The 18577-nt window shown below is 69.4% G+C and carries 18 protein-coding genes, 1 pseudogene and 1 CRISPR repeat array; of the genes and pseudogenes, 5 read left to right on the top strand and 14 right to left on the bottom strand.

Features of this window, described 5'->3' with window-relative positions; all coding sequences use genetic code 11:
- Positions 1 to 46: 46 nt before the first annotated feature.
- Both ACIQM0_RS20210 and ACIQM0_RS20205 read right to left on the bottom strand, forming a co-directional pair.
- Complete coding sequence (locus ACIQM0_RS20210) at positions 47 to 505, bottom strand: hypothetical protein (RefSeq protein WP_401288434.1); 459 nt, start codon at positions 503 to 505, stop codon at positions 47 to 49.
- A complete protein-coding gene (locus tag ACIQM0_RS20205) occupies positions 502 to 1077 on the bottom strand; it encodes a hypothetical protein (RefSeq protein WP_363021819.1) in 576 nt (191 codons plus the stop codon). Before ACIQM0_RS20205 ends, ACIQM0_RS20210 begins: the two co-directional genes overlap by 4 nt.
- Here ACIQM0_RS20205 and ACIQM0_RS20200 point away from each other — a divergent pair.
- Together ACIQM0_RS20200 and ACIQM0_RS20195 are read left to right on the top strand one after the other, a co-directional pair.
- Positions 1058 to 1660: pseudogene (locus tag ACIQM0_RS20200) on the top strand (recombinase family protein); the annotation flags it as partial. The gene ACIQM0_RS20205 and the pseudogene ACIQM0_RS20200 overlap by 20 nt on opposite strands.
- A gap of 64 nt (positions 1661 to 1724) precedes the next feature.
- Positions 1725 to 2405: a hypothetical protein gene (locus tag ACIQM0_RS20195; protein WP_401288432.1), complete on the top strand. Its 681-nt coding sequence runs from the start codon at positions 1725 to 1727 to the stop codon at positions 2403 to 2405.
- On the opposite strand, the gene cutA is transcribed toward ACIQM0_RS20195, so the two are convergent.
- Together cutA and ACIQM0_RS20185 are read right to left on the bottom strand one after the other, a co-directional pair.
- Positions 2402 to 2725 carry a divalent-cation tolerance protein CutA gene (gene cutA / locus ACIQM0_RS20190; protein WP_401288429.1) on the bottom strand — a complete coding sequence of 108 codons (324 nt, stop codon included), beginning with the start codon at positions 2723 to 2725 and terminating at the stop codon, positions 2402 to 2404. The genes ACIQM0_RS20195 and cutA overlap by 4 nt on opposite strands.
- 970 nt (positions 2726 to 3695) lie before the next feature.
- Complete coding sequence (locus tag ACIQM0_RS20185) at positions 3696 to 7445, bottom strand: hypothetical protein (RefSeq protein WP_401288427.1); 3750 nt, start codon at positions 7443 to 7445, stop codon at positions 3696 to 3698.
- Positions 7446 to 7647: 202 nt separating this feature from the next.
- On the opposite strand from ACIQM0_RS20185, the gene ACIQM0_RS20180 reads away from it, so the two are divergent.
- Entirely contained in the window at positions 7648 to 7839 is a 192-nt protein-coding gene (locus tag ACIQM0_RS20180) for a hypothetical protein (protein ID WP_401288424.1), read from the top strand.
- A gap of 251 nt (positions 7840 to 8090) precedes the next feature.
- Here the strand turns inward: ACIQM0_RS20180 and ACIQM0_RS20175 are convergent, their stop codons facing one another.
- The 7 genes from ACIQM0_RS20175 to ACIQM0_RS20145 form a co-directional block, all read right to left on the bottom strand.
- Positions 8091 to 8813, bottom strand: a complete 723-nt coding sequence (locus ACIQM0_RS20175; RefSeq protein ID WP_401288421.1) for a type I-E CRISPR-associated protein Cas6/Cse3/CasE — start codon at positions 8811 to 8813, stop codon at positions 8091 to 8093.
- Positions 8810 to 9658 carry a type I-E CRISPR-associated protein Cas5/CasD gene (gene cas5e, locus ACIQM0_RS20170; RefSeq protein WP_401288418.1) on the bottom strand — a complete coding sequence of 283 codons (849 nt, stop codon included), beginning with the start codon at positions 9656 to 9658 and terminating at the stop codon, positions 8810 to 8812. Before cas5e ends, ACIQM0_RS20175 begins: the two co-directional genes overlap by 4 nt.
- Complete coding sequence (locus tag ACIQM0_RS20165) at positions 9655 to 11004, bottom strand: type I-E CRISPR-associated protein Cas7/Cse4/CasC (RefSeq protein WP_401288416.1); 1350 nt, start codon at positions 11002 to 11004, stop codon at positions 9655 to 9657. Before ACIQM0_RS20165 ends, cas5e begins: the two co-directional genes overlap by 4 nt.
- Complete coding sequence (gene casB / locus ACIQM0_RS20160; protein WP_401288414.1) at positions 11001 to 11585, bottom strand: type I-E CRISPR-associated protein Cse2/CasB; 585 nt, start codon at positions 11583 to 11585, stop codon at positions 11001 to 11003. The genes ACIQM0_RS20165 and casB overlap by 4 nt, the downstream gene beginning before the upstream one ends.
- Positions 11582 to 13120, bottom strand: coding sequence for a type I-E CRISPR-associated protein Cse1/CasA (locus tag ACIQM0_RS20155; RefSeq protein WP_401288412.1), 1539 nt, complete (start codon positions 13118 to 13120; stop codon positions 11582 to 11584). The genes casB and ACIQM0_RS20155 overlap by 4 nt, the downstream gene beginning before the upstream one ends.
- 957 nt (positions 13121 to 14077) lie before the next feature.
- Positions 14078 to 14407 carry a DUF6233 domain-containing protein gene (locus ACIQM0_RS20150; protein WP_401288409.1) on the bottom strand — a complete coding sequence of 110 codons (330 nt, stop codon included), beginning with the start codon at positions 14405 to 14407 and terminating at the stop codon, positions 14078 to 14080.
- 5 nt (positions 14408 to 14412) lie between these two features.
- A complete protein-coding gene (locus ACIQM0_RS20145) occupies positions 14413 to 14763 on the bottom strand; it encodes a hypothetical protein (RefSeq protein WP_401288793.1) in 351 nt (116 codons plus the stop codon).
- Positions 14764 to 15162: 399 nt separating this feature from the next.
- Positions 15163 to 15319: direct repeats of the CRISPR family, unit length 29 nt; unit sequence GTGCTCCCCGCACCCGCAGGGATGGTCCC.
- A gap of 96 nt (positions 15320 to 15415) precedes the next feature.
- On the opposite strand from ACIQM0_RS20145, the gene ACIQM0_RS20140 reads away from it, so the two are divergent.
- Entirely contained in the window at positions 15416 to 15985 is a 570-nt protein-coding gene (locus tag ACIQM0_RS20140; protein ID WP_401288406.1) for a GNAT family N-acetyltransferase, read from the top strand.
- Positions 15986 to 16029: 44 nt separating this feature from the next.
- On the opposite strand, the gene ACIQM0_RS20135 is transcribed toward ACIQM0_RS20140, so the two are convergent.
- The 3 genes from ACIQM0_RS20135 to ACIQM0_RS20125 all read right to left on the bottom strand — a co-directional run bounded on the left by ACIQM0_RS20135 (position 16030) and on the right by ACIQM0_RS20125 (position 17935).
- Positions 16030 to 16419: a VOC family protein gene (locus ACIQM0_RS20135; protein ID WP_401288403.1), complete on the bottom strand. Its 390-nt coding sequence runs from the start codon at positions 16417 to 16419 to the stop codon at positions 16030 to 16032.
- A gap of 179 nt (positions 16420 to 16598) precedes the next feature.
- Positions 16599 to 17426: a VOC family protein gene (locus ACIQM0_RS20130; protein WP_401288401.1), complete on the bottom strand. Its 828-nt coding sequence runs from the start codon at positions 17424 to 17426 to the stop codon at positions 16599 to 16601.
- 176 nt (positions 17427 to 17602) lie between these two features.
- Positions 17603 to 17935, bottom strand: coding sequence for a DUF6479 family protein (locus ACIQM0_RS20125; RefSeq protein ID WP_401288399.1), 333 nt, complete (start codon positions 17933 to 17935; stop codon positions 17603 to 17605).
- Between the two features lie 198 nt (positions 17936 to 18133).
- On the opposite strand from ACIQM0_RS20125, the gene ACIQM0_RS20120 reads away from it, so the two are divergent.
- Complete coding sequence (locus tag ACIQM0_RS20120) at positions 18134 to 18523, top strand: hypothetical protein (RefSeq protein ID WP_401288397.1); 390 nt, start codon at positions 18134 to 18136, stop codon at positions 18521 to 18523.
- Positions 18524 to 18577: the final 54 nt, after the last annotated feature.

Raw genomic sequence — 18577 nt, 5'->3', positions numbered from 1 at the left:
GCGCGTCGCGGAACATGTCGCCGACGTCGGTCCGTGACCACACGCCTCAGACGTTCAGCAGCCGTTCGGTGAGATCGCGGTACTGCTGCAGAGTGATCCGCAGTTCCTCGGTCCGGGTCTCGGATTCCTCGCCCTGCTGCTGCGCGTTCATCTCGCGCCGGCGCTCCTTGAGGGCGCTCGCGAGGCCGTCGACGGCCGTGTCGAAGACGCTTTCGGCTTCCTCGACCGCTCGCAGGGGGCTCTCGACGAATTCGGTCACCGCATGCTGGAGCCGCAGGGCCAGCTGCTCCTGATCGCTCTCCGGGAAGAGCGGCCGGTTCGCTGAGGCGGCGGCCGAGGCGGCGGATGCGGCGGCCCGCTCAGGGGCTACCGGAGGCTGCTCGACGGCCGGTTCAGGAATGACCGGTGCCCGCTCGGCCGCCCGGTCGGGGGATACCGGCGTCTGCTCGGCGGCTTCCGGTGATTCGGTGGGGAACGAGGATGTGCGTTCGGTGTCGTACGTCATGACGTGCCACTTCCTTCCGCGTGGTGCCGGTCCCGGTGGACCGGGCTCTGCGTACCGGTGGAGACCAGGACGTCGAAGAGGCCGCGAGCCTCGATCATGGCCTCCCGCATCTCCTCCGTGCCGCTGTCGCCCCGCTTCACGGAGTGGACCCGGCGGTAGCCGTTGATGTGCTCGGCATGGTGGACGGAGAGGGCGGCGGTCTGCTCCTCGAAGTCGCTGCCGTCGGGGAATCCCCTCTCGCGTGCCAGCTCGGCGAGGAGGGCGTCGGCCTCGGTGACCGCCTGGTGCGGCTCATCGACGAACCGGCCCTGGGTCTCGGTCCAGCGCTCGGTGTACCGCGCACGGTCCTCGGGTGACAGCGGACGCTCATCGAGGGAGCGGTGACGCTTCAACCGCTCGCTCAACTCGTGCCGAGCGGCCTTGACGTCGCCGTCGTGACGGGCGACCGTCCGGTCGTACTCGGGTCCGAAGCGGCGCTGCAGACCGCGCTCGCCCGGCTGCCGGCCGAAGGCGAAGAAGAGTCCCGCGGCCACCACCAGGACGACCGCGACAATGATTACGACGGTGGTCATCCTCACCACTCCTGTCGGTTCTCGGTCTGCCCTTTGCTGTGCTGCACACTCACCATCCCTTTCGGTCCGTGTACCGGACGAGGTTCCGTCCGGGCGTGTCACTCGTGTACCCCGCCGCACGGATTCATGCCCGAGCGAGGCGAGTTGTCCGCCGGACGAGAAACACGCAGCTACAGGCGGCATCCCTCCGTTCGGCTATCGCCCTGTAGCCCGGTATGCAGATGGCAAGACAGCCACCTACCTGGAGCAGGACCCTGCCATGGTCAAGGTGTTGCAGGAGATGCGACGTCAGATCCTTGCCGGCCAGTACTTCTTCTCTGTGGCCAAGGCTCTGAACGAGAAGGGCGAGCACACAGCACGGGGCAGGGCACGTATCCGCAAGGGCAAGCCTGTCCATCGCCGTGGCGCAGCAGAAGGCGTACCGGAGCAGTGGAGTGAGGCAACCATCAAGGCTCTGCTGTCTGACCCCGCGCTGCTCGGCAGCAAGAAGCACAAGGGTGAAGTTCTGTACGACGGTCAGGGTCAGCCGGTACGGGTGGCTGACCCCATCTTCACTGATGACGAGTGGCAGGCGCTCCAAGCTGCGGTTGAAGCGCGCAGCCGGACCACAGTGCGCCGAGTCAACGGCACGTCACCTCTGTACGGGGTTGTGTACTGCGGGGAGTGCGGCAGTAAAGCAGTACACAAGTCCTCTTACCACAACCCTCGCGGCGCAGGACGCGCAGGACTCCGACCTCTACGGCAACAGCCTGGCCTTCCTCGCCTACAAGACCCTCGCAGACGACCGACGTACCGCCGCCGCTTTCGCGCAGGACTCCTGCGCGACCATCACCGACCGGACGCCGGCGACGGTCCGCGCACTCCTGCACGAGCGGCTGGCCTGGGCCTGCGCCGTCACGGGCGACGCGGGCGGCACGGAGCAAGCCCTCGCCGCCGCCCGCCAGGACCTCGACGACGCGCAGGCCGGCGAGCCTCAGCCCGGGTGGTCCACCTGGGTCGACCACAACGAACTCGACATCATGACCGGCCGCTGCTGGACAGAACTCCGCCGCCCACTGCGCGCGGTTCCCGTCCTCACCGCCGCACTCGACCGCTTCACCGACGACCACGCTCGCGACAAAGCACTGTACCTGTCGTGGCTCGCCGACGCCTATCTCATGGCCGGTGAGGTAGAGCAAGCAGCTGAGACCGTGCGCCGCGCGCTCGGACTCGCAACTGGCGTGGCGTCCACCCGACCGCGACAGCGGATCACCCCACTGCTCGACCGGCTACGGCCTCACGCGGGTATCGCTGCCGTCCGCGACCTCCTGGAGCGGACGGCAGGCTAGGGAGTCTCGACTGAGTCCCGGATCCACTTCAGGCACTGCTCAGCGCCCGCTGTGATCGGGATCGCGTACACCTCAGGGTTGTCCCACGGGTGACGTTCGAGAAGATCTGCCTCCAGCTCCGGGTACCGGTCCGCGGACGTCTTGAGGAGAAGCTGCCACTCCTCGCCGGTGCCGTAGGCGCCGAGGTGCCAGAAAACGCTGGTGACCGGCCCGATGATCTGCGCACCTGCGGCAAGGCGACGCTGAACTGCAGGCCCCGCAAGGTCCACTGCCTGCTGCTTCGTCTCGGTGGCCGTCGACACCTGCACGTAGTCGGTCATGGCAGGGAGCCTAAACAGGTGGGGGAGGGATCCGACAGAGCGCCGATGAGGCGACCCTCGGTGACGCTCGCTTACGATCGCGTCCGTGGGCAATCGAACTGACCGGCGAACTGATGCGGAGGGAAGAAGCGGCACTTGAGGCGCAGCGCGTGGCGACCTCTCCGTCGCATGGTCCCCGGGGCCGGTCACCTTGCCGACAACGGGGAAGTTGGTCAACCATGCGTTCCCAGCCTGCTCGCGCAGCGGCCGTGGCCCCACAGCCGCGAGTCGCAGCACCGCCGCCAGCGACTGCTGCGCCTCGGGCGTCGAGGGCTGCGGTATGACCTGTCGGGTACGTGGGGTGGTTTGGGTTTTGTGGTTGAGAAGCGCGGTTTGTCGGAGTCGGTGAAAGTCATGCGGAATGGCTCTCTCGGGTGACAAACTCCCAGTTCAGCAAGAGCGCTTCCCGCGCGTGCGGGGATGTTCCCCCGATGGACTACCGGGACATGTACCGGTGGGAGTGCTTCCCGCGCGTGCGGGGATGGTCCCCGGGTCGCCGTGGTGACGATGACCATGGTGCCGTGCTCCCCGCACATGCGGGGATGGTCCCTACTGGATCGGCTACTCCAGCCCAGCCCAGCCCAGTTGTGTTCCCCGCGCCTGCAGGGGCGATCCCGCCTCGGCGGGATCGCCAGTGAGCCAGCGCCCCCTGCGCGTCAGGGGATGGCCCTCACATGGCGTCCATGCGTGCCTCGCCCCATGCGCACTCCCCGCGCCCGCAGGGATGTCCCCTGCCTCGGCGTTTTCACGCGAAATGCATTCAGGTGTTCCCTGCAGCCGCTGGGACGGTCCGCGGGCCTTCGGGCTCTACACGACCAGGATTCTGGCACCGCTGGGGCAACCCTGGTTCTTGCACTGCACCATCGCTGCCCTCAGACGGCCGAATCGATCGCCGGGCGGTAGCGCGGTCATTCAGAGGTTCGCGACGCGGTCAGGCCATCAGGTTCGGGGAGACGTGCGATGCGCGTAGGTGGACCATGACGATGTCTCGGACGGCGGCAACCGCTTCAGGGGCGAGACGAGCCAGAACTGGGATCGCGTGATGCCAGCCGGCGGTAGCTAGGGCGTGGTGGAGAAGTTTGATGGGCGCCTCGTTGTCGGGGCGGGTGGCTGGGGTCACCTTCAGTGCCAGGTGCTGGATGGCGTGGGTGAAGCGGTCTGTGCCGATGGAGTCAGGGACGGGGCACGGGCGGGAGGGGACGCGGGCGAGGTGTGATGCCACTGCGGTCAGTGCCGCCGCCCTCTGGTGCGGGGCAGCGGGGAGCGCGGCCACCCGCTGGGCGGTGGCCGTGTCGCGTAGAGCCGCGTGAAGCACTGCTAGAGGGGCAGTGGGAAAGTGCCTGCTCCCGCGGTTGTCCAGGTCTCCTGCCAGCCAATCCAGCTGCCGGGCGGGTTCTTCTCCGGCACCGATGCGCAAGAAGGCGTCCAAGAGGACACTTTCGGGATGCCAGGACTGTGGGCTACTTCGCGCTACTTGCTCACGCGCCCTTTCCATCACCGCGTCGAAGAGCGACTGCTGTGCAGAGGGCAGGTGGGCAGTAGCCGGGAGGAGCTCTGCCAGTGAGGTCAGCGGGCCTTCGCTGTGGATCGCATGCCGTGCGGCGTCCAGGCGCTTCAGCAGTGGATGGATCAGTTCGCCCGCCGCTTCAGGGTCGTGCGTCGAGAGTTCTGCGGCGACTGCGATGCGCGCTGCCTGGTCCGCCTTTCGCCAAGCGGCTCGCCTGCCCGCACGGTCCGGCCGCTTGTGCTGCGCGATGAGGTCCAGGGAGGGCTCCACCTCACCTGCACACGCCAGCGCCTGCGCAGCATAGGCCCAGCTCGCGTCGGACGCGGTCGCGGAGGCAGCCGCACGTGCTGCTTCCCGTGCGTGGTGGCGCGCTGTGGCCGGCTCGAGCGAATCCGCAGTAGCCAGCGCCGCGGCAGCGTGTATGCGCACCCTGTCGGCCGGGTGCTGCACCAGTTCCAGCAGTGGCTCAAGACTGGAGGCCGCATCCGTACGGATCAGCGCACCCGCCAGGTCCGGCAGCCACGCGGGACTGCGGTCCATTCCAGGACCAGCCGTGGGCAGGAGGGCCAGCGCCTGCTCCAGGTGGTGTTCGGCGTCGTTGACGGCGCCGCGATCGGCGAGTTGGAAGGCCTGGTCGGCGCATGCTCGGGCCTCGGTGAAGGCGTGGTCTTCATCCTCGTCGGGGGCAGACGCTTCCGGCTGGTCTGCCACCTCCAGAGGTAGGGCGCGTTGCCCGAGCTCCAGCACACGTGCCGCTGTTTCCGGTGTTGCCCCGACATCGGCGACGGCCTGGGAGAGCCTGGTCAGCGTGTGCCGGAAGCCGAATTCGATATGAAAGGCATCCGCTGCCGAAGGCAGACCGGCGTCCGCGTGCAGCGTGCGCTCAAGGTGCTGGCACGCCGTGGCCACGAGCTGCTCGGCCTGCGCTGGCCGATCGTGCGCCACGAACGAGGCGGCGACAGCGATCACGGAGACGTTCTCCAAGGTCGGCGCGTCCTGCCACACCTCAGCCGCGTGCGCCAGGACGCGGTCGTGGAGACGGTCCGCTCGATCAGGGGCCACGGATACCACCGTCTGCCAGAGCTGAACGGCTCCGGCTGCGACGCCACCCTCGGCCGGGTCTTCGGCGCCGAGTGTCTCAGCCTGCTCTTCCAGCTCGTCCAGGAGTTCTGCCGCGAGCTCCGGGTGGTCAGGTGCCAGCAGGCGGGCGGCCTGCGCCCGGGCCTCGTTGCGGTCCGTACTCGTGCCGTGTGTGGAGCGGAGCAGATCGAGGCCGTCCTCGTACCCGTGCCGGAGGTCGCCGCTCCTGCCCCGCCCTCGGGCCGTCTCCAGCAGCGCGAGGGCCGCTTGCGCTGCTGCGGCTTCCGCTTCGTCTGCGGCGTGGCCGAGTCGGTCTGCTTCCCGCAGTGCCACACGTGCCCACTCGCCCGCCTCACGGGCAGTGGCGGCGGCCTGCTCGTCGTCCATCGCCAGCAGTACGCGTGCCACGCCGGTCAGGTTCAGGGCCTTGTCGACGGCGTTCCCCGACGCGCCCGCCAGGGCGCGGGCCCGTTGCGCGTCGTCGAGCCGGGCGATGGCCCGCGCCACGGAGGCCGGCAGAGGTTGTACGTGGGCCAGCAACATCTCCCGAGAGGCGGCAGCTGCTGCCGCCTCGGCCACGTCCAGCGGCGCCGAGTCGTCCCTGACGGAGGAAGTGATGAGGTCGAGCTGCGCGAGTGCGACATCGGGCCCGGAGCGTTGAGCGAGGCGGAGCTGGCGCTGAGGGTCGAGGACAAGGGCCGTGAGCTCCTTGGTGCGTCGCTTCTCGTGCAGCAGCCGGGCGTAGCCGGTGAGGAGATAGTTCGGGGTGTCCTCGGGCCAGCCCTCCTCCCGATACTGCTGGGCCCATCGGTCCAGTTCGTGGGTACGTTCGCTGAGGAAACGCCTCCCCAGCTCCTCGGAGGCAGTTGCGTGGAGCGTGCTGTGGGCCAGCACGAAAGTCTGCCTGCCGGCTTCGGCCTCAGCCGCTGTCCTTACATCCAGAGGGAGGAGGTCGGTGCGGGTCGGTGCCATGGATCGGGCGACCACTGTACGGAGTCTCTCCTGCACGTCGTGCGGCGTGATGTCGAGGAGTTCGCCCAGGTCCGAGGCGGTGAGCGCGCCTCGCGCGGCGACGAGCAGCCCCAGGAGGCGCCGGCCGATGTCGCGGTCGTCGAGCAGGGTACGCAGCTCTGCCATGGCGGCGTCCCGGATGACCCGTGCAGCGGGGGAGTCGGTCAGCCATCGAACGATGGCGGGATCCCGCAGGGGGTGGTCCGGCGCCAGCTTCACCGGAACGCGCGGGTGGGGCCGCCCGGTGACGATGACACGCATGCCGCACGGGGGGACCTTCGGTAACAGCCCGGCGATGCCCGGCTCGTCGAGGTTCACGTCCGCGTCCTCGTCGAGCCCGTCGATGATCATTACCAGGCGTCGATGGCGCCCCACGCACTCACGAGCCGCTGCCTTGTACAGCGGTTCGAGGTTCGGCTTCTTCAGGTCCAGAGCAGGGCGACGTCGGTTTCCTGCCGCAGCCGCCAGTTGCGTCCCGATCGTCTGTACGAAGCCGTCGCGGCGGTTGGTGCCAAGGCGTCCCGCGATGACGTAATGCGCGACGTCCACCCCGGTGGGCAACGCCTGGGTGGCGAACCAGGCCACCAGAGCGGTCTTCCCCGCCCAAGGGCCCGCTTGCCACCACAGGTAGGAGGGCGCGCCGTCGGGGGCCGTGACGAAGGCCTGCAGCTCCGCCACTTCCTCCTCCCGATCTTCGAGATCACCGGGAAGGACGTCCAGGAGGGCGTGGGAAGGCCCACTCAGTAGACGTCCCCGGGACGCTGCGTGCACTCGTGGGCCGCGGCCCCCTTGTCCGCCACTGCTGACATCCTGCGCTGCTCTCAGCCAACGCCCCCATGCACCCTCAGCCGTTTTGCGGTGGCCCGGTGAACGTTGCGCCGCGCGGTCCTCCAGGCACGGGATCAGCGCCTTCATGACGTACTCGACGTGCTTCGGCTCCTTCGGGGGCGCTTTGCTGAACCAGTCACCAAGACTCGACTTGGAAACCTTGAAGCCGTGCTTCTTGGCAAGGTTGATCAGGGGTGGGTACCCCAGTTCGTCATGGCCGCCGGCGGCTTCGTACAACGCCTTCAGCTTGCTCATGAAGGTCGGCGCCTCTCCGGCACCGCTCGGCCCACTGCCTGCGGAAGACTTCTCCGGACGCATTTTCCTTCCTCCCTTGACCTGTGTAAACGCCGCTGGTTCATGCTTTCGGACATCGCCGGACGCTGTACGGAAGGCGGATACCTAGGGGACCGCGCCCGGCGGAGAAGACCATCGGGCGACGACCCTGAGGGGGATCCGCATGTCCGTTCTTCTGACTGCTTTGGAGTCCGTGTTCCAGGAGGCCGCCACCCTTTCCGCGGCGACCGGCCTCGCCTACACGGGAGCGGTTGTCACGGTGGCGGCGTCATCCGTTCTCTTCCGTAACTCGCAGCGCCGGCGCGACGCCCGGGCGACGCTGGCGATCCTGATGCGTCGTGGCGAGAAGCAGTGACACCTGTGGGTCTGGTCTCGGCGGGGCCATAGGGCCTACTCTCGGCCGCTATTGATGTTTCCCGCCTGTGCGGGGATGGCCCCCGTTAGGAGCAACTCCTCAATGGGCCCCGCGTTTGCGGGGATGGTTTCCGCCAACGCGCGCCATCTGCTGGCAGCTGGCGCCCCTGCGCGGATGACGACGCATCGTTGTACGCCGTCCTGTGGAGCCGGATCCGATCCGGCTCCACAGGACGCCCGCCGATATTCCACTCAGCGGGCCAGCACCAGTCCGCAGCTGTACGCGCGTGCATGGCCGACGCCGTTCGACAGGACTCCTACCAGGGTTTCCGGGTCGGTGACGGTCAGGGAGCCGCGGATCTCGGCGCGGCCGATACGGACCTGCTTGCTCCGGTGGGCGCTTGAGACCGTCGGCAGCATACGGATCCCCAGGGCGTCGGGGTCGGCGGTGGCGCCGATGCGGGCGACGCCGTCCTCGGCGTTCGCCGGGTCCCCATCGGCCTGGAGACGCCGTGAGAACCAACGCTTTACGTGTTCCGGCGTGGTGTGAGCGGTCCGTATGCCACGGGCCTTCTCCGAGGCGGGCTTCCCCGACGGCCTGCTACGGGTGGGGTTGACGACCGTACGGAAGCCGAAGACCTCGCCCGCTTTGAAGGTGCGGTCGACGGTGATGATGTACGGGGCGGCGGTGAAGGCCTCCCGCGGTATACGGGCCCAGTCACCCGGGATCCTGGACTGCACGACCAGGACAAGGGCCGCTGCCTTGAGGTCCACCGACCAGGTCGACAGGACACCCATCTGGGCGCGCGCCTCCGGCACGCCGTCCTCGACCCAGCCGCGGAAGCCGCTCATGACAGTGCGGTGCATCTCCTGGGCATCGACCAGGGACTTCGCGACCAGGGGGTGGCGGGCGTTCAGCGAGAGGACGGAGTGGGTGGCGACGAAGCGGGCCGTCGAGGCCCGTGTGCTGTTCACGGGATGATGTCCCATCCGGTTGCGGTCGGTGCGATGGTGATGCGCGTACGGATCTCCCAGCGCGTGACGTGAGCCCGGTGGGCCGGGTCGAAGCTGACCGGCTGGTCGGTCACCTGCAACGCCCCGCGCGTGCCCGACGGCACCTGGACCCATGCCCAGGGTCGCCGGTCCGAGGAGTCGGGCCCGTCCGGGCCAGGGAGCAGGAGCTTGGAGGCGAAGGCGGTGGCGATGGTGCCGGGCAGGATCTCCGCGGCCAGGGTCCCCGAGGGCGGGCAGGACTTCCGGCCGAGCCACAGCAGCCGCTTCGGGTGCTCCAGGGCGTACGCGATGTCCTCCAGCAGCGCTCGGTCCTGGTGCTCGAGCCCGACGACGAACGCCGCGTCCGACAGATACCAGCGCTCCGTGATCATCGCTGAGCGCGACAGCTCGGCCGAGACGAGAGCCCCGGACACAGGGTCGGCCGTGATCTTCTTCGGAGCCCCGTACCATCCGGCCAGCTCGTGGTGTCCGAAGCCCGGCCCGTCTGCCGCTGCCATGCTCGCGGCGACCGCCGCGGCACGTCGGTAGTCGGTGATGACGTCTCGCGGCCGCAGCGGGAACCGGCCGGCGCCGACCGTGTGGTAGTCGCGCACCGGGGTCCCCGGGTGGTCGGCGCGGACACCGAACACGAGCGCGGCGAGGTCGTCCACGGGGTCGGTCCGATCCCGGCCGAGGGCCGCAGCGCACATGCCGATGACCGCCGACTTGGTGGGGCGGACGTGTGTGTCGCGGTGAGAGAACCGGCTCGCCACCCCCCAGGACTGCAAGGGAGCGGCGAGCCGCACGAGCAGAACATGCGTGGTCACGCCGTCAGCTCCCCGGCCGAGGCCACGGTCACGGCGCCGGTGTCCTTCAGGGTGCCGAGGAGTTCGTTGATCTGAGGGTCGTACGTGAGGACGCGCCCGGCCTGGATGTCGGGCCGGCGGCTGCTGACGAACGCGTGGTGCTTCAGCAGCCGCCTGACGGCCGCCGGACCGGCGGGCCCCTCGCCGTCCTTGTCTAGAGGGTTCTCGTCGATGGGAGCCTGGAAGGCAGCCGCGTAGTTGTACGGGCGCTCGCCCTCGAAGGCGAGAACCAGGGCCGGCAGCGATCCGGTGGAGGCCGTCGAGTTCCTCTTCGCTTCGGGGAAGGCATCGACGAAGGCGGTGACGAACTCGGCCTCGGCCGCCACGGACGCTTCCTCGGCCTCCTGAGCGGTCATCCCCGCCGCCTGGAGATTCCTGCGCAGCCGCAGGCGGTCGAGGACCGCGTGCCGGTAGAAGGTGCCGGTGATCAGGGACTGGTAGCCGGTCATGCCAGCGCCGGCGTCATCCGCTGCGTCGAGGAAGTCCAGGGCGTTCTTCTTGCGGTCGAGCTTCGCGTCGTCGGCCGCGGCGTAGAAGTCGTCGACCTGCTCAGCCTCGTGCACGGTGAAGGCATGGCTGCTCTGAACGGCGCCGTCGACGTTCGGGGAGTCCGCGATCTCGGCGAGGAAACGTCCGTACAGAGCGATGTCGATGGCGTCGCGCGGGGCGAGCGCGGTGAGGACTGCATCCCGGGTTGCCTTCGGCACCGCGGGCAGCTTGGCATCGGCCGCGGGCGCCTCGTCCTCGTTCGGCTCTACCTGTCCGCCGTTCTTGCGGGCGCCCTTCTTCCCCTTGGCCGCGGCCGCCGCGGTCTGCGCTGCCAGGTACTCCTCGGTCCAGGACCGGACCGACTCGGCCTGCTCGTCGATGTGCGCGGCAATCCGTGTGCCCGCGTCCGAGGGGGCGAACAGCAGCACCTTGGTCAGGTTCGCGACGGATTTCTTGCTGGGGTCCCCGAACTTCAGGCCGGTGGCCTCGATGACGGCGCGTGCGGTACGGACGGCTTCCTCCTCCTCCCAGCCGTGCTCGGAGGTGAGTGCACGGGCGGTGATCAGCGCCCATTCACGAGTCCGGACACCGGTGCTGTGGCCGGCAAGGGCGCCGAGGCCCGCATTGGCACGGTCACGGGTGTGGACGCGCTCGGCCCTCCGTCGCGCCTGACTGGTGATCATGTGCCGTTCGGTGCCGCCGTAGACGATCGACTTCGGCGAGCCGTTCTCGTCACGCACGGGGAGGACAGCCACCAGGGTCTCCAGGAGGTGCAGGGAGAGGAACTGGCTGCCGGTGGACGAGGCATTGCTGGTCACGTGGTGGAGTCCTTCTGGGGAGAGGCGGCGGCAGTCGAGGAGGTGGGCGGCCGTTCGGCGGGAGTGCGGGCTGGAGGCATGTGAAAGGCCACACTCCATTCGTACGCAACGCGGGCTTTGCGGTCGTGCCAGCGGTTCAGGTCGTCGACGAGCCGGGCCCAGGACGGTGGCTGCTGGTCGCAGGCGCGCAGACGTGCGACGGCGTGTTGCAGATGCCGCCAGGGAACGCGACGGCTGGACACGATCCGGTCGACCAGACGAGCTGCGCCCGGGTTGTCCGGCCCGCGACCGGTGCCACTGCCGATGCGGCGTGCGGCCTCGCCGAGGTTTCCGTACCCGAAGGCCGGCTTCGACCGTCCCTGGTGGTAGACGGCGAACAGGAAGGCGACCTGGCCGTAGACCTCGCGTTGGGCCTCGGTGGGGCTGTACCAGAGGGCCCGGAAGTGGGGCTCTCGTTGGACACGCGGACGCCGTAGCTCGGCGAGGCTCGCATAGTCGTGGTTGTGGACAAGGCTGGCGAGCCAGGCCGTGAGCGCGGCGCTGTTTTCACTGGTGCCGGGACCTGTGCCGGTGGTGGTCATGAAGTCTCCTCTCGGAGTTCGGCCGGGGCCTTCGGCATGGCGAGCTCGTCGTCGAACCGCCTCAGAGCGGCGGCCCGGGCCTTCGCCCCTTGCGAGTTCCTCGGCAGAGGGTCGAGGCATTCGGCCAGGAACCTGCGGGCGGCGATGGCGACAGTGGCCGCGTACTCGTGGAGGGAAGACTGGACGTCCTCTCCCAGCGTGGTTTCCTCCATCAGCAGGTCGAAGGCCTCCCGCGTCGCTGCCCAGTGCTGACCACGCGCGTCGAAGCGCGCAATCTGGCTCGTCTTGTCAGCCGGTTTAGGGTTCGGATACGCCACGGTCCAGGCCGCGTACGCCGCCTTGGACAGAGCGGATGCCACGAACTCCGCGATGTCCGAACCGCGGTAGGAGGCCAGGTACAGCCTGGCCTCCAGGCCGGGGGCGAACGGGAAGGTGCCGTCCACCCATGCGATGGCCGTGGTCTGCTTGGCCACGAGCCCGACCGTCCACAGGTCGATGCGTCGCGGGGGCTGCTGTCCGGGCTCGGGGGCTACGTCCTCGGCCGGGAAGAGCGCGAGTCTGCGGTACAGGGTGCCACCGTCGTTGCCGCCGCCTTCGGAGCGTGCCTCGACGACGGCCGCGTAGAGGGCGTGAGCCTGTCGCCAGACGGCCCGCGTGGCCGAGGCCCACAACGGCTTGCTGGTGCCGTCGGCCCTCTTGGCATACACCGCGTCCTGCAGGTGCTCGTTCGTCAGGCTGAGCAGCTCGCCCGCGCCGAGCAGCACCCGGTCCACGTGATCCCCTACGCGGGTCGGACGGAGCAGGATCGACCGGCCGAGGTAGCTGTGCAGGTCGGCCGGGCCTGTGACGGCGCGGCCGCTCGGTTTGGCCGTGAACCCCCGACGCTCCTTGCCGGCGGTCCACGTACGGTTCAGCTCTCCCGGAGGGCCGGAGACCGGAGCCAGGTTGAGGCGCAGCGTCTCCCCGAGGCTGGATCCGAGTGCGAGCACCCGGATCCGGGTGCCGAGGCGGGTGGCGGCGAGGTTGGTGATGGTGGCGCCGAGCGTCTCCTTGCCGGAGATCCTGGCTCGTCCGGCCGGACCGTACACATGCTGGGTGAGCATGGCCCGGAACGCCTGGGCGACGGGGAGCGGGCTGGGGTGCTCCAAGTGGTGATGGTCGAAGAACTGGTTGTAGTCCCCGACCCGCTCGATCACCAGCTGCGCCGGCCCGGCCCCGTGTTCGTCGAGGAACGGAGCCAGGAGGGCGTTCTGCCCCAGGGGCTCCACGGGATGGAACAGGTCCCAGACCTCTTCTTCGGGACGCTGGGCGAGCCAGTCGCCGACGGGTCGGAGCGCGTCCTTCTGGTCCACCCAGGCGGGCCACTGCGTTGCCGACTCCGGATACGTGCCGGAGGCGTAGCAGATGGCCAGCAGGAACTCGATGACCGCGACCTTCTCTCCCGGCGTGCCGCCTTCCACACTCCGCACTGAATCGGCATCGTAGAGCAGCTCCACCAGGCTCAGATCGACGAGCCGGTCGTCGAGGGTCAGCACCGGGATACAAGGGGACTCCCGGGGGTCCCACCGGGGGCGTGCGGCCCCGTTGCGCAAGGCGCCTAATCCATCCACGCTCTTCCGACTCCCCCTTGCTCATAACGGTTGCCTGCTTGAACGAGACAGGACGCTAGCAGCCCGAAGTCTCCGGGACGGCAGATTCCGAGAATCCCAAACTCACTGCACGTCACAGCAGTTGACGGTCGCAAGGCATCTGAGAGCGTGCGTCTGCTGGTGCACCGCAGCTGTCCCGGGTGACACACTCGTAGGGAGCAGCGAGAGTGCTCCCGGCACCCCACCCGCACCACGCGGGGATGGTCCTCTGGATCACGGACACCTGGACAGCGTCGGCCTGTGCGCCCCGCACCGGCGGGGACGGGTCCAAGGGAATGGCGCCCGGCGGCCTGGAGTGGGCGAGGCGCCCCCCATAGCAGTGGGGATGGCCCCAACGTCGTCATCAAGATGAGCGAGGGCACGTAGTGTTCCCTGCGTCTGCGGGGGATGGCCCCGAGCCGATGTCGCTGTACGGCACGCGGTCGCTGTGCTCCCTGCGTCCGCGGGGATCGTCCGAGCTGGTGCGCGTAGAGCGCCTGGTCGGTGCCGTGCTCCCCGCGCCGTGGGGATGGCGTTCCATGCGCGCCGGTTCACGGAGCCAGAAGGCACGGTGTGCTCCCACCTCCTGGGATGGCCCCAAGGATCCCCGCGCCGTTGCGGCTCTGATGCCGTGCTCCCCGTAACCGTGCGGAGATGGCACCATGGTGGTGATCTGCTCGACCAGGCCGGTCAGATGCTCCCCGCGCACCCTGCGGGGATGGCCCCTACGACCTCACGTCCTCCGCACCAAGTGCTGGTGCTCCCTGTGCATCCGCGGGGTGCCGGATCCGCGTCTCGTGCGCCATGTGCTCCCTCCCGGGGGAGGCCCGGGACGGACGGGCACTCGATATCGGGGCCGCCGTCTCACCCCAAGCCGGTCTGCGGGTTGCAGATCTGGCAGGCCTCGATGTCGGGTTCGGCCAGCGCGATCAGGGCTTCCTCGCGGCTGATGTAGCCGAAGTCGTTCTTGTAGAGCGTGCAGGCCCCGCGGTGGAGCAGTGCCTTGTCGCTGGAGCGCTGCGGCTGAATCCTCCACGACTGCTCGGCCCGCGCCCGCTCCCGCCGGCGCTTGTCCTGCTTCTCCTCGGCTTCGAGCTCGCGGACCTTCTGATCGGCGCATCGCAGTTGCCACGCGAGGTACTCGCGCGTCGCCCGCCATTTCTCGAGCCGGGATATGGGACCGGAATCCGGCATCGGTTTCAAGCCGCCTTGTCGCCCACGGCCGACTGCTCGTGGGCGTGCTTGAGCGTCATCCGCCCTTGAATCACATCGCCGCGACCCAGCGTCGACCAGAACGGATGCGTGGACACCACGGCGCTCAGCGCCAGCAGCTCGAGTCGCAACCGGGCGACCTCCCGGTGTTGCTCCTCGGTGTATCCGGGGCTGTCGGCCTTGGAGGACCGGTAGCCGCTGTGCAGCTGCTTGTCACTCTCCCAGCCGGACATCGGCTCGGCGGACCAGGGCAAGGTCCGTGCGTACTGCTCGTAGGCGGACCAGGTCCGGTGAAGCGAGAGCTGGGCTTCGCGCAGGTCCTGGGGAAAGTCGTACATGGTCACCACCGAATAGTACAATTGTTCGAATTTATTAAGCCAGCGCCACGCCTGGCGAGATGGATCTGTGGTGATCGTTCAGTCGATTGGCCGCCTGCGCCTACTCAGGCGGCCAGTGGTGCCTGGGTGATGACGGCGGAACTCGCTGCTCACCTTCCGGTGTGCGGCGGGCGGGCGTGGAGAGAACGCTATGGCCGGGGCCTGCTGTGGCTCATGGGCGCGCTTGATTTTCGTGATGTCGAGTGAGGCGTCGCGGACGCCGCTTTCGGCGGCCGGGAGAGTGTGCTGGCGCAGAACGAATGGACGATTTGGGCTCTGCGGGTGAGATAGGCGCTTTGTCGGAGTCGGTGAAAGTCATGCAGAACGACACCCCGGCCTGACAAACTCGCAGTTCAGCAAGAGTGCTCCCCGCACCCGCAGGGATGGTCCCGACCACGGCAGCCTCCGCCGCATGGCCGGCGAGTGCTCCCCGCACCCGCAGGGATGGTCCCGCCTGTGTGACGGGCACCTCCTGGACGACCTTGTGCTCCCCGCACCCGCAGGGATGGTCCCTTCTTGTACCTCGGCACATGCTCCCTCTCTGTCAGCCTTGGGTGAGACATCCCGCTCTGTCGGGTTAGCCTGAGAGGGCGCGACAGGAGAATCACCCCTTATGACCAGCACCGAACCGGCCGGGTCCGACCCGGCGCCGAGGCCGAAGCGCCGCACTTTTTCCTCGGAGTGCAAGCTGCGGATCGTCGCCGAGTACGACGCGGCGCCCGGCGAAGGTATACGGGTCAGGCGGGCCGCCGCCCGGGACGCGAAGCGGCTGACCCGGCTGGTCCGGGCCTCGCGGGCCTATCAGGGCCCGTACGCCCCGATGGTCGCCGGATACCGGGTGGGACCCGACTACATCGAGACGCACCGGGTCTTCGCGGCCGTGGAGGAGGGGACCGGACGGCTGCTCGGCTTCTACTCCCTCGTCCTGGATCCGCCCGAGCTCGACCTGATGTTCGTCGCCGACGACGCGCAGGGCTCCGGCATCGGACGACTGCTCGTCGGACACCTGCTGGACGAGGCGCGGGATGCCGGGCTCACGGGTGTGCGCATCGTCTCGCACCCGCCGGCCGAGGGCTTCTACCGGAGCGTGGGAGCCGTGCGGACCGGGACCGAACGCGCCGCGCCGCCCGCGGTGATGTGGGACCGGCCCGAACTGCTGCTCCCGGTGCTCCCGGTCGGCTGAGGACGGGGAAAGGCCCGGCCGGGCCCCCGGACCGGCGCCCGCCGTCAGGACTCGTAGCCCCCGTACGGGCGCGTGATGATCTCCATCGCATGACCGGCGGGGTCGATGAAGTAGACGCCCCGGCCGCCGTCGTTGTGGTTGATCTCGCCCGGGTGCCTACGGTGCGGATCGGCGTAGTACGCGGCTCCGAGCTCCTGGATACGGGCGTACGCCGTATCGAACTCCGCCTCCGAGATGAGGAAGGCGTAGTGCTGGGGGGTGATGGACTCGGCGGGAATGGCCGCGAAGTCCAGGGTGACCCCGTTGGCCGTGGTGACCGGGATGAACGGGCCCCACTCCTCGCCCGTCTCCAGCCCCAGGATGCCGGCCAGGAACTCTGCGGATTCCCGGTTGTCCCGGGCGTGAATGATGGTGTGATTCAACTCGACTGACACTGTGGAATGCCTCCAACGGGCATCTCACGGGCACCTCCACGCCTCACCCGGACGGTGACCGGCGCGCGATGCCGTACCGGCGATCCTAGGCGCACCCCTCCCGGATCGTCGAGGCATTCCGGTCACGCCCGGTGGCGGTGATCGCGTCCGGGACCGCGGCGCGGGGGACACCCCGTTCGTCAGGCCGGGGCGGTCGTGGCGGGATTGTGGATGTCCGTGAGGGTGAAGAGCCCGCCGTCCGGGTCGAGCAGCGTCGCCTCCCGTACGTCGGGCCGCGACACCTCCTCGACGAGCGAACCGCCGTGCCTGCGCGCCGCGGCGACGGCGGCGGCCACGTCGGGGACGGGGAAGTTGACCTGCCAGTGCGGCCGGAGCAGCGGATCGGGGGCCGCCTCGACCGCGCCCGAGCTGATCCGGGCCAGCTGACGGCCGCCGTAGGTGACGATCACCTCGTCCTTCGCGTACGACACCTCGCAGGAACCGGGCTGCCCGCTCGCCCAGTCCAGCACCTCGCCGTAGAAGATCGCGGAGTCGAAGGCGTTCCTGGTGCGCAGCCGCAGCCAGGCGTGCGAATGGCCGTCGGGCGCGGGCGGCGAGGTCGCGGGCTCGGTCCGCTCCCAGATGCCGAACCCCGCGCCCTCGCGGTCGGCGGCCAGCGCGCCGCGCCCCTTGCCCAGGGCCAGCGGCCCCACCGCCACCGTGCCGCTGCGCTCACGGATCCGGGAGGCGGTCACATCGGCGTTCTCGACGGCGAAGTAGGGCGTCCATGCCACCGCGACCCGGAACGTGGTCGCCACCGCACCGATACCGGCGACGGGTACATCGCCCCGGCGGGCGACCGAGAACTCCTGGCCGAGCTTGCCCGGCCGGAAGGTCCAGCCCATCACCGGGCCGTAGAACTCCTGCGCCGACTCCAGGTCCCGGGTCATGAGATTGACCCAGCAGGGCGCCGCGGGCCCGGTCAGGGGCGCGGTCGCGGATGCCGAACCAGAGGTGCTTGCGGTCATGGTCCTACTGCCTTCATGGAGTGTGCGGCGGATGTGCGCCGGTGGCCGGCGGGCCCTCACCAGCCTCACCGGGGGCGGCCGCTCCCGCAACACGCGGCGGCGGCGGCCGCCGCGCGCACGGTCTCGGGCAGCGCGGAACCCGGCCGGGCCCCGGCCGGGTTCCGTCCCCGCTCCGCTCAGTCGCGCTTCTCGTCGTTCTCGGGGCGGTCCGTCTCGTCCCCGTGTTCACCGAGCTCGTAGGGGTAGAGCCCGCGCCCGTCGGCCGGGAAGCTGTCGTCGGCGTGGACGTCGCGCTCCTCGATGTGGGCGCGGTGGTCCGGCGCCACCGGCTGCTCCTCCGGCCGGGGCGGGGGCGGGTCCTGGGCGCGCCGTCGCTTGCCCAGCCACACGGCACCGATCAGCAGAGCCACCAGGATCACTCCGACAACGCCCAGAACCACCCCGGCCGCGTTCCGCCCGTCCGCGAGGGTGAGGGCCAGGGAATTCAGGGCTCCATGCGATACGTCCATGCATGCGGGATACCCCGGGACCGGGCCGTCACTCGGTAATAGGGTCGAATTCATGTTTTAAGTGGATACACGAGCAAAAAGCGTTTCGATCGGCACGGGACCGGCCGGGGCCCGCATTCGCGCGGCTGCGGGGCCGCTCATGTCGCAGACACCCGGCCGCGGGGAGAGCCTGGAGGTAACCCTCAGGAAGGAACCGCGGTGAACAGCACAAGGGAAGCGCAGGCGGAGGAGAACAAGCAGGGCGGGGAGGTGTCGGTTGTTCTCAGCGGGTGCGCGAAGGACGACGCGGGCACGGTCTTCGACGTGCTGCGGGCCGCATTCGCCACCGACCGGGCCTCGGTCGATGTGCCGCAGGACGTCACGGGCAAGCAGCCCACCGCCTGGGTCGCGACCGTCGACGTGGCCGAGGAGCGGGTGGTGTCGGGGCCGGTGGAGCTCGCCGCACCCGTCACGCTCGACGCGCAGGGCGGCTACTGGGCGGTCGAACGGCTCAGGCACAGCCTGGCTGGAGCCTTCGCGGTACGGGTCGTGGGCACCGTCTCCGGGGACCAGGAGGAGGAAGTGCGGCTGCGGCTGGCGAGCAAGTAGGCCGGCCGCCCGACGCGCCGCGTCCGCCCTGGGCGGGGGCACGGAATCCTGGCG

The sequence above is a fragment of the Streptomyces sp. NPDC091387 genome (assembly GCF_044756945.1).
Lineage (GTDB): Bacteria > Actinomycetota > Actinomycetes > Streptomycetales > Streptomycetaceae > Streptomyces.
Note: the sequence above shows the minus strand (reverse complement) of the source record. Positions and strands in the feature narration are given on the sequence as shown.